Annotated in this window: 15 protein-coding genes; 8 read left to right on the top strand and 7 right to left on the bottom strand. The window is 66.8% G+C overall.

Annotation, left to right across the window (positions count from 1 at the left end; genetic code table 11):
* Positions 1–11: 11 nt before the first annotated feature.
* On the top strand, positions 12–1,427 hold the full coding sequence (locus MFM001_RS00845; RefSeq protein WP_116373525.1) for a wax ester/triacylglycerol synthase family O-acyltransferase: 1,416 nt from the start codon (positions 12–14) through the stop codon (positions 1,425–1,427).
* Positions 1,428–1,499: 72 nt separating this feature from the next.
* On the opposite strand, the gene fadD12 is transcribed toward MFM001_RS00845, so the two are convergent.
* Positions 1,500–3,086 carry an acyl-CoA ligase FadD12 gene (fadD12, locus tag MFM001_RS00840; RefSeq protein WP_116372618.1) on the bottom strand — a complete coding sequence of 529 codons (1,587 nt, stop codon included), beginning with the start codon at positions 3,084–3,086 and terminating at the stop codon, positions 1,500–1,502.
* A gap of 9 nt (positions 3,087–3,095) precedes the next feature.
* A complete protein-coding gene (locus MFM001_RS00835) occupies positions 3,096–3,902 on the bottom strand; it encodes a 1-acyl-sn-glycerol-3-phosphate acyltransferase (RefSeq protein ID WP_116372616.1) in 807 nt (268 codons plus the stop codon).
* Positions 3,903–4,082: 180 nt separating this feature from the next.
* On the opposite strand from MFM001_RS00835, the gene MFM001_RS00830 reads away from it, so the two are divergent.
* From MFM001_RS00830 to MFM001_RS00815, 4 genes are all read left to right on the top strand, one after another.
* Complete coding sequence (locus MFM001_RS00830; RefSeq protein WP_116372614.1) at positions 4,083–4,859, top strand: crotonase/enoyl-CoA hydratase family protein; 777 nt, start codon at positions 4,083–4,085, stop codon at positions 4,857–4,859.
* Positions 4,844–5,677 (top strand): arylamine N-acetyltransferase, encoded by an 834-nt coding sequence (locus tag MFM001_RS00825; RefSeq protein WP_371684967.1) that lies wholly within the window; start codon positions 4,844–4,846, stop codon positions 5,675–5,677. Before MFM001_RS00830 ends, MFM001_RS00825 begins: the two co-directional genes overlap by 16 nt.
* A 72-nt stretch (positions 5,678–5,749) precedes the next feature.
* The gene (locus MFM001_RS00820) at positions 5,750–7,237 is read left to right on the top strand and encodes a class I adenylate-forming enzyme family protein (protein ID WP_116372612.1); all 1,488 of its coding nucleotides are present in this window, start codon (positions 5,750–5,752) and stop codon (positions 7,235–7,237) included.
* A 16-nt stretch (positions 7,238–7,253) separates the two neighbouring features.
* Entirely contained in the window at positions 7,254–7,550 is a 297-nt protein-coding gene (locus MFM001_RS00815) for a hypothetical protein (RefSeq protein WP_116372610.1), read from the top strand.
* Between the two features lie 81 nt (positions 7,551–7,631).
* On the opposite strand, the gene MFM001_RS00810 is transcribed toward MFM001_RS00815, so the two are convergent.
* Both MFM001_RS00810 and MFM001_RS24560 read right to left on the bottom strand, forming a co-directional pair.
* Complete coding sequence (locus tag MFM001_RS00810) at positions 7,632–8,243, bottom strand: TetR/AcrR family transcriptional regulator (RefSeq protein WP_116372608.1); 612 nt, start codon at positions 8,241–8,243, stop codon at positions 7,632–7,634.
* A gap of 26 nt (positions 8,244–8,269) precedes the next feature.
* Positions 8,270–8,416, bottom strand: a complete 147-nt coding sequence (locus MFM001_RS24560) for a hypothetical protein (RefSeq protein WP_192886816.1) — start codon at positions 8,414–8,416, stop codon at positions 8,270–8,272.
* Positions 8,417–8,584: 168 nt separating this feature from the next.
* On the opposite strand from MFM001_RS24560, the gene MFM001_RS00805 reads away from it, so the two are divergent.
* Positions 8,585–9,379, top strand: a complete 795-nt coding sequence (locus MFM001_RS00805) for a crotonase/enoyl-CoA hydratase family protein (protein ID WP_116372606.1) — start codon at positions 8,585–8,587, stop codon at positions 9,377–9,379.
* A 21-nt stretch (positions 9,380–9,400) separates the two neighbouring features.
* On the opposite strand, the gene MFM001_RS00800 is transcribed toward MFM001_RS00805, so the two are convergent.
* Positions 9,401–10,075, bottom strand: coding sequence for a helix-turn-helix domain-containing protein (locus MFM001_RS00800; protein WP_116372604.1), 675 nt, complete (start codon positions 10,073–10,075; stop codon positions 9,401–9,403).
* Positions 10,076–10,209: 134 nt separating this feature from the next.
* Here MFM001_RS00800 and MFM001_RS00795 point away from each other — a divergent pair, with 134 nt between their 5' ends.
* Positions 10,210–11,037 (top strand): class I SAM-dependent methyltransferase, encoded by an 828-nt coding sequence (locus MFM001_RS00795; RefSeq protein ID WP_116373521.1) that lies wholly within the window; start codon positions 10,210–10,212, stop codon positions 11,035–11,037.
* Between the two features lie 392 nt (positions 11,038–11,429).
* On the opposite strand, the gene MFM001_RS00785 is transcribed toward MFM001_RS00795, so the two are convergent.
* Both MFM001_RS00785 and MFM001_RS00780 read right to left on the bottom strand, forming a co-directional pair.
* Entirely contained in the window at positions 11,430–12,902 is a 1,473-nt protein-coding gene (locus MFM001_RS00785) for an aldehyde dehydrogenase (RefSeq protein WP_116372601.1), read from the bottom strand.
* Positions 12,903–12,958: 56 nt separating this feature from the next.
* Complete coding sequence (locus MFM001_RS00780) at positions 12,959–13,723, bottom strand: class I SAM-dependent methyltransferase (RefSeq protein ID WP_116372599.1); 765 nt, start codon at positions 13,721–13,723, stop codon at positions 12,959–12,961.
* Positions 13,724–13,765: 42 nt separating this feature from the next.
* Between MFM001_RS00780 and MFM001_RS00775 the strand changes: the two genes are divergently transcribed.
* Positions 13,766–14,914, top strand: a complete 1,149-nt coding sequence (locus MFM001_RS00775; protein ID WP_116372597.1) for a glycosyltransferase family 4 protein — start codon at positions 13,766–13,768, stop codon at positions 14,912–14,914.

Here is a 14,914-nt window from a genome sequence, read left to right as displayed (position 1 = left end):
GGGAGGTGGCGGTGAAGAGGCTCAGCGGCTGGGACGCGGTACTGCTCTACAGCGAGACACCCAATGTGCACATGCACACTCTCAAGATCGCGGTGATCGAGCTGGATCCCGACCGCCGCGATTTCGACATCGACGCCTTCCGCCGCGTCATCCACAGCCGGCTCTACAAGTTGGACCCGTTCTGCTACCAGCTCGTCGACATCCCGATGAAGTTCCACCACCCGATGTGGCGGGAGAACTGCGAGGTCGACCTCACCTACCACATCCGGCCCTGGCGGCTGCCGGCCCCGGGCGGGCGCCGCGAGCTCGACGAGGCAATCGGGCAGATCGCCAGCACGCCACTGGATCGCAGCCGCCCACTGTGGGAGATGTATTTCGTCGAGGGCCTGGCTGACAACAGGATTGCGGTGGTCGGCAAGATCCACCATGCGCTGGCCGACGGCGTTGCCGCAGCCAACCTGCTGGCGCGCGGCATGGATCTGGCGCCCGAACCGGCGACGGGCCGGAACCGGTATGCGCCCGACCCGGCGCCGTCCAAGGCGGAGCTGGTCCGGTCGGCGTTCGGCGATCATCTGCGCCAGCTCGGACGAATCCCGCGCACGGTGCGCTACACCGCGGAGGGCGTGGGCCGGGTGCGCCGCAGCAGCCGCAAGCTCTCACCGCAGTTGACCCGGCCGTTCACCCCGCCGCCGACGTTCATGAACCACATGATCACGCCCGAGCGCAAATTCGCCACCGCCACTTTGGCATTGGCCGACATCAAGGAGACCGGCAAGGCGCTCGGCGTCACGATCAACGACGTGGTGCTGGCCTTATCGGCGGGAGCGCTGCGGAAACTGCTGCTGCGCTACGACGGCAAGGCCGAGCCGCTGCTGGCGTCGGTGCCGGTGAGTTTCGACTTCTCGCCGGACCGCATCTCGGGGAACTACTTCACCGGAATGCTGGTGGCGCTGCCGTGCGACGCCGACGATCCGCTGGAACGGGTGCGCCTGGCGCACGACAACGCCGTCGACGCCAAGGAGAGCCACCAACTGCTCGGGCCGGAGTTGGTGAGCCGGTGGTCGGCCTACTTCCCGCCGGCGCCGGCCGAGTCGCTGTTCCGGTGGCTGGCCAGCCGCGACGGCCAGAACAAGGTGCTCAACCTGCCGATCTCGAACGTGCCGGGGCCCCGCGAGCACGGCCGGGTCGGCGGCGCGCTGGTCACCGAGATCTATTCGGTGGGGCCGTTGACCGCCGGCAGCGGCCTGAACATCACCGTGTGGAGCTACGTCGACCAGCTCAACGTGTCGGTGCTCTCCGACGGCATCACCGTCGACGATCCGCACGAGGTGACCGAGGCCATCCTCGACGACTTCGTCGAATTACGCCGCGCCGCAGGGCTTTCCGAAAAGCTGACGGTGGTCGAGTCTGCGATGGCGCAAGCCTGACATTCCCGCCTCGAATGTAGACTTAAGGCACGCGAAACCGCTTGCCGCGTGCCTTAAGTCCACACTCGGCGGTTAATTGAGCCGGGCCAGCAACTCGCCGCGCACCACCTTGCCGGTGCTGCTCCGGGGCAGTTCGGGTAGTACGACGATCTCGCGGGGCACCTTGTAGTTGGCCAGGTTGTCGCGCACGTGCTGCTTCAGCGCGTCGACGGTGACCGTCGACCCCTTCACGACAACCACGAACGCCGCCAGCCGCTGCCCGTACTGCTCGTCGTCGACCCCGAGCACCGCCGCCTCCGCGACGTCGGGGTGGCCCACCAACGTCTTTTCCACCTCGATCGGGTAGACGTTCTCGCCGCCGGACACGATCATCTCGTCGTCGCGGCCGACCACGTAGAGCCGCCCGGCCTCGTCGACCCGGCCGACGTCGCCCGATGCCATGAACCCCTCGTGAAAGTCCTTGGTATTGCCGGACGTATACCCGTCGAACCGGTTGGAGTTGCGGACGAAGATCTGGCCGACCTCGCCCACCGGCACCTCGCGGAACTCGTTGTCGAGGATGCGGATCTCGGTGCCGACCGCGGGCTTGCCCGCCGTGTCGGGCGCGGCCCGCAGATCCTCGGGTGTCGCCGTCGCGATCATGCCGGCCTCGGTGGCGTTGTAGTTGTTGTAGATCACGTCGCCGAACTCGTCCATGAACTGGGTCACCACGTCGGGCCGCATCCGCGAGCCGGATGCGGTGGCGAATCGCAGTGAGCGGCAACTATATCGATGGCGTACCTCGTCGGGGAGGTCCATGATCCGGTCGAACATCACCGGCACCACGCACAGGCCGGTGGCCTGGTGGCGGTCGACAAGGTCGAGGGTGGCTTCCGGGTCGAACTTGCGCCGGGTCACCACCGTGCAGCCCAGCGACGCGGCGAACACCAGCTGGGAGAAACCCCAGGCGTGGAACATCGGCGCCACCACCACCGTCGTCTCCTCGGTGTGCCACGGCACCCGGTCCAGGATCGCTTTGAGCTCGTTGGCACCGCCGCCGGAATGCTTGGCGCCCTTGGGACTTCCGGTTGTCCCCGACGTCAGCAGGATCAGTTTGCCTTTGCGGCCCGTCCGCGCAGGACGCTGACCGGCATGCGCGGCGACGAGTCCTTCGACCGTGAGGTCGTGCGGCTGTTCGGTCCACGCGACGATGCGGGTGGTGTCCGGCCGGTCGGCCAGCGCGCGGTCGACCGAGTCGGTGAACTCCTCGTCGTAGATCACCGCGTTCACGCCTTCGCGGTTGACCACCTCGGCCAGCGCCGGCCCGGCGAACGAGGTGTTGAGCAGCAACACGTCGGCGCCAATACGGTTGGCCGCCACCAACGCTTCGACGAAACCGCGATGGTTGCGGCACATGATCCCGACCACCGCCGGGGCGCCGCCGGGCAACCCTTGCAGCGCCGCGGCCAGCGCGTCGCAGCGCCGGTCGAGCTCGCGGTAGGTGAGCGACCCCAGCTCGTCGATCAGTGCCGGCCTATCCGGGCAGCGCTGCGCCGACATCGCGAATCCGCTTGTGACGGAAAGCCCTTCGCGACGCGCGACGGCCGCAATGCGCAGGTACTTGTCGGGCCGCAGCGGCGCGATGATCCCGGCCCGGACCATGGTGGTGAGCAGACCCATCGGATACTGCTAGCCGACGATCGGCAGGCGGCGCTCTTTGGCCAGCTTGTCCAGCGCCTTCTGCATGACGTGGCGGACGTGGACGTCGACCTCGTCGATGTCGGGGTCCTCCCCGAACTGCTCAGCCACGTGGATCGGCTCGAGCACCTGCATGACGATCTTGGTCGGCAGCGGCACGTTGACCGGCAGCACCGCGGACAGCCCGAAGGGGAAACCCACCGAGATCGGCAGGATCTTCACCCGCATCAGCTTGTCCAGTCGCAGCGCGTGGGCCAGCCAGGTGCCGCGCGACAGGTACAGCTGGCTTTCCTGCCCGCCGATCGCCACCGCCGGAACAATCGGCACGCCGGCGTTCAAAGCCGCCCGGACATAGCCGGTGCGCCCGTCGAAGTCGATGGTGTTCTCCGACAGCGTCGGCCGATAGACGTCGTAGTCGCCGCCCGGGAACACCACCACCACGCCGCCGGAGCGCAGCGCCTCGTCGGCGTTTTCGTGGTTGGCGCGGATGAAGCCGGTCCGCACGAAGAAGTCGGCGATCGGGCCGGTGAACAACACGTCATGGCTGAGCGTGTAGACCGGGCGGTCGTAGCCGAACTTCTCGTAGAAGCCGGTGGCGAAGACCGGAACGTCCATCGGGAACAGCCCGCCGGAGTGGTTGGACACCACCAGCGCGCCGCCCGGCGGGAACGACTCCAGGCCGCGCACCTCGGCGCGGTGGTAGCCCTTGATGAGCGGGCGGATCCACCCCATCACCCGTTCGGTGAGGCCCGGATCCCACTTGGAAATTTCGGTTGGTTCCGTGTCGATGGCTGTCAACGGTCCCCCTTGACCTGAGGGCGGCGACCCGCTGCGCTCGGCTTCGCCGCGCTTGCGATCGCCGCTATGATTCCGCGCCGATTTTGCTGTGATCGTAGTCGAGCGCCACGGGCCATCGGCTCGGGCCGACCGATACCATCGTTCGACACCTGTCCCTATCCGAAGGAGCGTCACACCGTCGTGAGCACCGAACAAGAAGAAGCCCCAGTTCTCGTCGAACAGCGGGACCGCATCCTGATCATCACGATCAACCGGCCGCAGGCCAAAAATGCCGTCAACGCCGCGGTCAGCAAGGGCCTGGCCGAAGCGATGGACCGGCTGGACGGCGACGCGGGCCTGTCGGTGGCGATCCTGACCGGTGCCGGTGGTTCCTTCTGCGCGGGCATGGATCTCAAGGCGTTCGCGCGCGGCGAGAACGTCGTGGTCGAGGGCCGGGGGCTGGGCTTTACCGAACGTCCGCCGACCAAGCCGCTGATCGCCGCCGTCGAGGGCTACGCGTTGGCCGGCGGCACCGAGCTGGCGCTGGCCACCGACCTGATCGTGGCGTCAAAGGAGTCGGCGTTCGGCATTCCGGAAGTCAAGCGCGGCCTGGTCGCCGGGGGCGGGGGGCTGTTGCGGCTGCCGCAGCGCATCCCGTACGCGGTCGCGATGGAGCTGGCGCTGACCGGCGACAACCTGCCCGCCGAGCGGGCCCATGCCCTGGGCTTGGTCAACGTGCTGGCCGAACCGGGCGGGGCGCTGGACGAGGCGATCAAGCTGGCCGAGAAGATCACCGCCAACGGGCCGCTGGCCGTCGCCGCCACCAAGCGGATCATCGTCGAGTCCCGCGGCTGGAGCCCGGAGAACATGTTCGCCGAGCAGACCAAGATCCTGATGCCGGTGTTCGCCTCCAACGACGCCAAAGAGGGCGCCATCGCGTTCGCCGAGAAGCGGCCTCCCAAGTGGACCGGGACCTGAACCTCCCGGCGTATTTCGCCCGCATCGACTACTCGGGGCCGGCCGATCCGACCCTGGAGACGCTGGCCGAGCTGGTGGCCGCGCACGGACGTCGCATCCCGTTCGAGAACCTCGACCCGCTGCTCGGCGTGCCCGTGACCGATCTCAGCCCGGAGGGTCTGGCGGACAAGCTGGTACGCCGACGCCGCGGCGGCTACTGCTACGAGCACAACAATCTGTTGCGATATGTGTTGGAGCAGTTGGGTTTTGGAGTCGACGCGCTGGCGGGACGGGTGGTGTGGATGAGCCCTGATGGGTTGGACGGGCCGCCGCCTGCGCAGACCCACCAGGCGCTGTCGGTGCGGATCCCGGGGGTCGACGACGTGTTTCTGGTCGATGTCGGATTCGGCGGGCAGACGCTGTCGTCGCCGATTCGCTTGATACCCGGCCCGATTCAGCAGACGCGGCACGAGCCGTACCGGCTGCGCACCCATGGCGACGGATACGTTTTGGAGGCACTGGTCCGCGAAACGTGGCAGCCGCTGTACACCTTCAGCACCGAACCGCGACCGCTGATCGATCTGCAAGTCGGAAGTTGGTATGTGTCAACGTATCCCGAGTCGCACTTCGTCACCAGCCTCACCGCCGCGCTGGTGACCGACGACGCGCGGTGGAACCTGAACGGCCGTCACCTCGCGATCCATTCGAAGGGTGAAACCGAGCGCATCCGATTCGACACGGCGGGGCAGGTGCTCGACGCGCTGGTCGATCGGTTCGGGATCGACGTGTCAGGTCTGGGCGATGTCGAGGCCCGGATCGCCCAGGTGCTCGACAACTAGTTGCATCCTCTAAACTCGACATGACACTTTTGGCGGTGTTTGTAACGGGTCACGGCACAGAAAGTCCGAGCGTTGAGCATTTCGCTACTCCTCGAGATGGCGGTCTCGAGCAATCCCGACCGGACCGCCGTCGTCTCCGGTGACCTCCGGCTGACCACGCAAGAGCTCAGCGATCTGGCCGACGGCGGCGCCGGCGTCATCGCCGGATCGGGCTGTCGGCATGTGGTCTACGTTGGCACCGGCGGGGCGATGCTGCCGCTGCTGATCTTCGCTTCGGCGCGCGCCGGGCTGCCGTTCACGCCGATCAACTACCGGCTCTCCGCCGAGGGCATCCAGACCCTGATCGCGCGATTGCCCGAACCGCTGGTGATCGTCGACGACCGCTACCGCGACATGGTCGTCGGCAAACAGGTGATCGACTCGGACGAGTTCCTCGCTGCGGCCCGCAGCGCAGAACCCGCGGCGGAGTTTCCCGATCCGGACGCGACGGCGATCGTGTTGTTCACGTCGGGCACCACGTCGCAGCCCAAGGCCGTCGAACTTTCGCACAACAACCTGACCAGTTATGTCACCGGCACAGTTGAATTCGAGTCGGCCGAGCCGACCGACGCCGCGCTGATCTGCGTGCCGCCGTACCACATCGCCGGAGTCGGGGCCGCGCTGTCGAACCTGTACGCCGGCCGCAAGATGGTCTATCTACCGATCTTCGACGCCGGGGAATGGGTGCGGCTGATCAACGCCGAGCACGTCACCACCGCCACCGTGGTACCGACGATGCTCGACCGGATCGTCACCGTGCTGGAAACCGGCCGCCACGAACTGCCGTCGCTGCGCAACCTGGCCTACGGCGGGTCGAAGGTGGGTCTGCCGCTGGTTCGCCGGGCGCTGGAGCTGTTGCCGAACGTCGGGTTCGTCAACGCCTACGGCCTGACCGAGACCAGTTCGACGATCGCGGTGCTCACCCCGGAGGACCACCGCGACGCGCAGGCCGCGTCGGATCCCGCGGTCGCCCGCCGGCTGGCATCGGTCGGCCAACCGGTGCCCGGTGTCGAGGTGCAGATCCGCGACGAGAGCGGGGCTGTGCTCGGACCGGGGGAGAGCGGCGAGTTGTTCGTGCGCGGCGAGCAGGTGTCGGGCCGCTACACCGGGATCGGGTCGGTGCTCGACGCCGACGGGTGGTTCGCCACTCGCGACGTCGCGATGCTCGACGAGGACGGCTACCTGTTCATCGGCGGGCGTAGCGACGACACGATTATCCGCGGCGGGGAGAACATCGCCCCGGCCGAACTGGAGGATGTGCTGATCGAGCACCCGCACGTGCGCGACGTCGCCGTGGTCGGCGTCGACGATCCGCAGTGGGGTCAGGCGATTGTCGCGGTGGTGGTGCCCACCGTCGGCGTCGACCCCGACCCCGACGAATTGCGCGAGTATGTACGCAAAAGCCTGCGTGGTTCACGCACTCCCGACCGGGTAGTGTTCCGCGACGAACTGCCCACCAACGCAACCGGAAAGGTGCTTCGGCGGGAAATCGTCGAATCCCTGCACGCCACCCATAATTAACCGAGGGATCGAAATCATGATCAAGAACGGAACCCGTCTGGCCAGCCAGGTGTGCGACACCCAGGTCATTGTCGTGCGCAGCGCCGAGTCCCTCGACGACTTGCGTTGCGGCGGCGCGCCGATGGTGCCGTTGGACGCCGACCGTTCCGGGGAACTGGATCCGGCGTTCGCCGACGGCAACGTGATGGGCAAGCGTTATGTGGACGAGAACGGCGCCGAGGTGCTGGTGACCAAGGCGGGCGCGGGCACGCTGGCAATCGGTCAGACCGCGCTGAGCCTCAAAGAGGCCAAGCCCCTGCCGGCCAGCGACTAGCCTTCCCGGCGCGAGCAGACGCAAAATCGCACTGCCAGAGGCAGAATCGTGCGATTCTGTGTCTGCTCGCGCTAACTTGCGCTACTTGGGAACGCCGTTGCGACGGACGAATTCCCTTGATTTGATCAGGAATTCGAGTTGGCTGTGCACCTCGCGCAGCGGGCCGGTGCTGCGCGTCGAGCGGCATAGCACGACCGCACCCTCGAGCGCGGAAATCGACGTCACCGCAAGCGATGCCGCGTCCGATTCGGGGAAGCCGTCGGCGACGAATGCCCGGGTCAATGCCGTGCACCAGCGGCTCAGAATCTGCCCGGCCTCGGCGGTCAACGGCGGTTCTTCGTCGGCCGAGCCGATCGCCGCCGCCACGACAGGGCAGCCGGAGGTGAAGTCGCTGTCGGCCAGCAGCCGTTCCCACAACTCGACGAACTCGCGCAGCAGCACCATCGCGCCCCGCTCGGCGGATTGATCGATGGTGGCGGTAATGGCATCACCGGCGTACCGGAGGGCTTCGGTCAGGATCTGGTTGCGGCCCTCGGGAAAGTGGTAGTACACCGAGCCGCGCGGTGCGCCGCTGCGGGTGAGGACTTCGTCGATGGTGACGCCGGCTGCTCCGCGTTCCCGCATCACTTCGGCGGCGCTGACCAGCATCTTGGTCCGCGTTCCGCCGCGTTTGGTGCGTGTGGCTATCGACATTGTGAGCTCCCCCCAAGACCCGATTCTCAGGCGGCGTGCGAGTGGCGCAGTTGCGGCACGCGCCAGTGCACGCTGCGCGGGTGCAACCGCACCGACTTCAACGACGTGTGGGGCAGGTCAGGAACCTGACGGGTAAAGCGGTAACCGACGATGTTCAACTCGACGACCCACATGATCTTCTCCTGCCTCATGCGCCAGGTGGGCCCATGATTATGTGGGGAAGCATAGAACAAGCTAGGAGTTCTATGCAAGTAGATACGGCTATTACGGCCTTCGATCGCACCGCCCAGCCTTTTCTATGCGCTATTGCATATTACTTAGTTCTGCGGTTGACTCGGCCCATGCCTGAGACCTCCCTAGAGACCGTCACCCTCGAGCGGGACGGTCACGTGCTGCTGATCGGTCTGAACCGGCCGGACAAACGCAATGCCTTCAACCGGACGATGCTCGCTGATCTGTCCCGGGCATATGCGCTGCTGGAGTCCGACCCCGATGTACGTGTCGGGGTGCTGTTCGCTCACGGCGACCACTTCACCGGCGGCTTAGACCTCGTCGACGTCGCACCGGCCATCGCTGCTGGCGAATTGGAGTTTCCTGCAGACGGGCGCGATCCGTGGCGCCTCGACGGACCTTGGACCACGCCGCTGGTCGCCGCCGCCCAGGGTTGGTGCATGACGCTGGGCATCGAGCTGCTGCTGGCCGCCGATATCCGCATCGCGGCGACCGGTACCCGATTCGCGCAACTCGAGGTGCAGCGCGGGATCTATCCGTTCGGCGGCGCGACAATCCGGCTTCCCCGCGACGCCGGCTGGGGCAATGCGATGCGCTGGCTGCTCACCGGCGACGAGTTCGACGCCGACGAGGCGTATCGGATCGGCCTGGTACAGGAGGTTGCCGAGGACGCGGCCGCCGCGCTGGCCCGCGCGCGCGAGATCGCGCACACCATCGCTGACCGCGCTGCGCCGCTGGGCGTGCGGGCCACGCTGGCGTCGGCGCACCGAGCGCGGGCACACGGTGATGCGGCCGCCATCGAGCGGCTGCGGCCGGAGGTTGCCACCCTGTTCGGCACCGCCGACGCCGCCGAGGGCGTGCAGTCGTTTATCGAGCGCCGGCAGGCCCGGTTCGAGGGACGTTAGCGGCGTTAGGTTCGACGCAGACTACGCAGGGCGTGGGACGGCGGCCAGCCGCGATTGACCGATCCACGTGGGCACCGCGCGTCGCACCTGCGACGGTGCGTCGATGGATACCGACCCGTCGATCAGCGCACGCGACCAGGACACGTCGCCGCGCCAGATCTCGGTGAGTGTGCGCAGGGTGCACGACACGGTGGCGGCGACGTCGTAGCCGGGGTCGAAGTCGCAGATGTCGGCTCGGCCGTCGGCGACTATGAGCCACCACGACGACGCCTTCGGCGCCACGCTCGACAGCCGGAATGCCAGCACGGTCCGTTCGCGCGGCCACTTGTCGATCGGCATCTTTCGGTGGATGTCCCACATCAGCAGGTGCGGGTCGAGCTCGTCGTCGCCGATTTCCGGAATCCATCGCACACCCCAGGCGCCGATTGCCTGCACGACGTCGTGCAGTTCCTTGCCGCAGGGGGTCAGGGTGTATGAGGTTCGCCCGTCGGCCTGGGAGCGTTCGACGAGACCCGCGCGGGTCAGGGTCTGCAGCCGCTTGGACAGCAGGGCCGGCGACATTTTGGGTACGCCGCGGCGCAGGTCGTTGAAATGCCTACTGCCCTCGAGTAATTCACGCACTACCAGCATCGTCCATCGCTCGTCGAGCAGCTCCATGGCTTTGGCGACCGGGCAGAACTGACCGTAGGACGGCATGGTGTGACGATACCTCCGCAGCCCGGGGACCGATACAGATTCAGAACCATGTTCGGTTCAGATTTGGCACTGGAATCGCCGCGCTTGTGAACGGACGATGGCCCTGCCGCACCAGCTCGAACCAGGAGGTCACCGTGACTGCTGATGCCGCCACTACCGCCGATCGTGAGTTGGCCGCCAAACATCGCGCGGTCTGGGCAACCGGCGACTACCGCGTAGTGGCCAGCGACCTGGTTGCGCCGCTGGGGCCAGTGCTGGTGCACGCCAGCGGCATCGGACCAGGCGACCGCGTTCTCGATGTGGCCGCCGGAACCGGCAACGCCTCAATCCCCGCCGCGGCGGCCGGGGCCTGCGTGGTCGCGAGCGACCTCACTCCTGAGTTGTTGGAAGTCGGACGCGCGGCGGCAGCCGAGCGCGGTGTCGAACTCGAATGGGCGGAAGCCGATGCCGAGGCACTGCCGTTCGACGACAACGACTTTGACGCAGTGGTGTCGTGTATCGGGGTGATGTTCGCCCCGCATCATCAACGGGCTGCCGACGAACTGGTCCGCGTATGCCGTCCCGGCGGAACGCTCGCGCTGATCAACTGGACACCCGAGGGCTTCATCGGTCAGATGTTCGCGACGATGAAGCCCTTTGCGCCGATGCCACCACCCGGGGTGCAGCCACCGCCGCTGTGGGGGAAGGAAGAGTATGTCCAGCAGCTGCTGGGTGAACGGGTCACCGACCTGGCCATGCAGCGACGCACATTGAGCGTCGACCTATTTGCCACCGGCGAGGCATTCCGCGATTTCTTCAAGGCCAACTATGGACCGACGATCACCACGTATCGCAATATCGCGGCCAACCTTGACCGCGTCGCCGCGCTCGATAGTGCGTTGGCGGAACTAGGGAATCGATCCCTGGCCGGATCGTCGACGATGCGGTGGGAGTACCTGCTTATCACCGCGCGCAAACGCTAGCTGTTAGGGAATGAGACCGTGAAACTTTCTCAACTAGGCGTGCCGGTCGGGGCGGCCGCCATCGCGCTCGGCGCGACCGTCCTGACCGCACCCGTCTCCCAAGCGGAACCCGAATCGACCATCCAAAGCGAATGCAAGTCCGCTGGAGGCACATACACCACAACCATCGGTGGCGGACACCGATACTCAAAGTGTTGCTACACGGACGCCTACGGCACCCAAACCTGCGACAACTACGACGACGGCACTTACGTTGTTACCTGCACGGCGAGCAGCTGCGACAGCGAGCTGGCGCCACCGAACAACGGAAGTCCCACCCGACGTCCGGTGCATCCACCAGTTGCTCCCATCGCGCCACCGGAAGCGCAGCCGTAATGCACAGGTGACTGCAGTCAGCTGTCGATCGTGTACCCCATCGGCATCAGCACGCTCTTCTGCTGAGTGAAGTGCTCGACGCCTTCCGGCCCGTTTTCGCGGCCGATGCCGGAGTTCTTGTAGCCGCCGAACGGACAGCAGGGGTCGAACGCGTACCAGTTGATGGCGTATGTCCCGGTGCGGATCTTCTCCGAGATCTCGATGCCGCGTGGAACATTGGTGGTCCACACGCTGCCGGCGAGGCCGTACACCGAGTCGTTGGCGATCTTGATCGCGTCGTCTTCGCTGTCGTAAGGAATGATCGAAAGCACCGGCCCGAAGATCTCCTCCTGGGCGATCGTCATCTTGTTGTCGACGTCGGCGAAAACCGTTGGCTGCACAAAGAAGCCATTGTCCAGCCCGTCGGGACGTCCCCCGCCGCACACCAGCCGGGCGCCTTCTTCTTTGCCTTTGGCGATGTAGCCCTCGACCCGGGTGCGCTGCTTCTCCGAGATCAGTGAACCGATTTGGGCGGCCGGGTCCGACGGCAGGCCGACCGGCAGCGCCTGTACGAAAGTGCTTACCGCGTCGACGATCTCGTCGTAGCGTGAGCGAGGCGCCAGGATGCGGGTCTGGGCGACACAAGCTTGCCCGGTGTTCATGATCCCGGAGAACACCAACATCGGTATGGCGGAGGCCAGGTCGACGTCGTCGAGCACGATGGCCGCCGATTTCCCGCCGAGCTCCAGTGTGCACGGCTTGAGCAGGTCCGCGGCGCGCCGACCGATCTCCTTCCCGACGGCCGAGCTGCCGGTGAACGTGAAGATGTCGATGTCGGGGTTGGATGTCAGCGCCTGTCCGGTCTCGATCCCGCCGGGAACGATAGACAGCACCCCGTCGGGCAGGCCGGCCTCGGCGAACACCTCCGCCAAAGCGTTTGCGCTCAACGGTGTTTCGGCAGCGGGCTTCAGCACCACCGTGCAGCCGGCCAGCAGCGCCGGGCCCAGTTTGTTGACGGCCAGGAACAGCGGCACGTTCCAGGCGACGATCGCGCCGACGACGCCGAGCGGCTCGCGATAGACGATGCTTTGCCCGTATCCGCCGTTGCGAACCTCTTTCCACCGGACCTGCTCGACGGCGGGGCCGGCGAAGAAATTCAGCGCCCCGATCGAGCTCATCCAGTGCATCGTCTCGATGGTCGTCGGCGGCTGGCCGGTCTCGTCGGCGAGGATCCGGGTGAACAGATCCTTGCGCTCTTCCATCAACTTGAGCGCGTTGGCGATGACGGCCGCGCGCTCAGCCGGCGGTGTCGAGGGCCACGGTCCGGTGTCGAACGCCTTGCGGGCCGCCGCGACGGCGGCGTCGACGTCGGCCGCGGCCGCCAGCGGCACCTTGCCGACGTACTCACCGGTGGCCGGACAGTGCACCTCGATGACGTCGGTACTCGACGGTTGGGTCCACTTGCCGCCGATGAACAGCTTGTCGTATTCGGTCTTCTGACTGTGGGTCATGGCGCCACCCTACCCAGCCACCGGCAAAACGAGAACAGGTTCCAGTCAACTGACGGCTACGGCTGCAGCACCAGCACCAAATTGCTCACCAGAAATTCCCGCAGCGTCGGCACGGACGTCATCCACCAGGCCCATCGCGGGTGGTAGCGCGGAAATGCGGCGACGAGCGCCCCGGTGCTGGCCGCCCAGTTCAAACCGTCGGCCGCCGAGACCGCGAATAACGACGACCCGTAGTTGTTCTTCGCCGGGTGGCCGTGTTTGCGGGCATACCGCGCGGCGGCGCGCTCGCCGCCCAGGTAGTGGGTCAGCCCCATCTCATGTCCGCCGAACGGCCCCAGCCACACCGTGTACGACAACACCACCAGCCCGCCCGGCCGGGTCACCCGAAGCAGCTCGGCGCCGAGTTGCCAGGGTCGCGGGACGTGCTCGGCGACATTGGATGACAGGCAGATGTCGACCGAGTCGTCGGCGAACGGCAGCGCCATCCCCGACGCCCGCACGAATTCGCCCGAGCTCTGGGCGAAAGACGGTGCAGCCGCGTGCATTTCGTCGGGGTCCGGTTCGACGCCGACGTACCGGATTCCGGCGTCAGCGAACGCCGACGCGAAGTATCCCGGCCCGCCGCCGACGTCGAGCAGCGTGTGGCCCGTCGCGGATTCGCCGTGGATCCCGCGCCAGAGGTCGTCGACCATCGCCGCGGTATCGGCGGCCAGCGCGCCGTAGAACCGGGCCGGCTGCGATTGCTCGTAGCGGAACTCCGAGAGCAGCCGCACCGAGCGGGACAGCGTCGCCCGCCGGGCGAACACGTCGGTCACGACCATCGCCGTCAGCCTACGGAGCGATTCCCATTAGGCTGACCCCTGATGTCCGGTCTGCGCTCCGTCCTGCTGCTGTGCTGGCGTGACACCGGCCACCCGCAGGGCGGAGGCAGCGAAACCTATCTGCAGCGCATTGGCGCGCAGCTTGCCGAGTCCGGTATCGCGGTCACGCTGCGGACCGCCCGCTACCCGGGTGCAGCTCGCAGCGAAGTGATCGACGGCGTCCAGATCAGCCGCGCCGGCGGACGCTATTCGGTGTATGTGTGGGCACTGCTGGCGATGGCGGCGGCCCGACTCGGGCTGGGGCCGCTGCGGCATGTGCGACCCGATGTGGTGATCGATACCCAGAACGGCCTGCCGTTTCTGGCCCGGCTGATCTACGGGCGACGGGTGGCGGTGCTGGTGCACCATTGCCACCGGGAGCAGTGGCCGGTGGCCGGTCGGATGATCGGCAGGCTGGGCTGGTTCGTCGAGTCGTGGTTGTCGCCGCGAGTGCACCGGCGCAACCAGTACGTGACGGTGTCGCTGCCGTCGGCCCGCGACTTGGTTGCGCTGGGTGTGGGCCACGAGCGAATCGCGGTGGTGCGCAACGGTCTTGACGAGGCGCCGGCACCCACGCTGAGCGAGCCGCGAGCGACGACGCCGCGGGTGGTGGTGTTGTCCCGGCTGGTGCCCCACAAGCAGATCGAGGACGCGCTGGAAGCAGTGGCGGAACTGCGGATACCGGATCTGCATCTGGACATTGTCGGCGGTGGATGGTGGCGGCAGCGGCTGGTCGATCACGCGTCGCGCCTTGGTATCAGCCACGCGGTGACGTTCCACGGTCACGTCGACGACGTCGCCAAACACCATGTGATGCAACAGGCTTGGGTGCATGTGCTGCCGTCGCGCAAAGAAGGGTGGGGCCTGGCTGTGGTCGAGGCGGCGCAGCACGCGGTGCCCACCATCGGCTACCGGTCGTCGGGAGGGCTGACCGATTCGATCATCGACGGAGTGACCGGCGTTCTCGTCGACGATCGGACCGAGCTGGTGAATCGCCTGCGCCAACTGCTGGACGACTCGGTGCTGCGCGATCAACTCGGGGCCAAGGCGCAAGCGCGCAGTGCCGAATTCTCTTGGCAGCAAAGCGCCGACGCGATGCGCTCGGTCCTGGAATCCGTGTTGGCCGGAAAGCAGATCAGCGGCGTGGTGTAG

This window comes from Mycobacterium sp. MFM001 (assembly GCF_003402475.1).
Lineage (GTDB): Bacteria > Actinomycetota > Actinomycetes > Mycobacteriales > Mycobacteriaceae > Mycobacterium.
The sequence above is the reverse complement of the archived record's forward strand: the minus strand, read 5'-3'. Positions and strand labels throughout refer to the sequence as shown.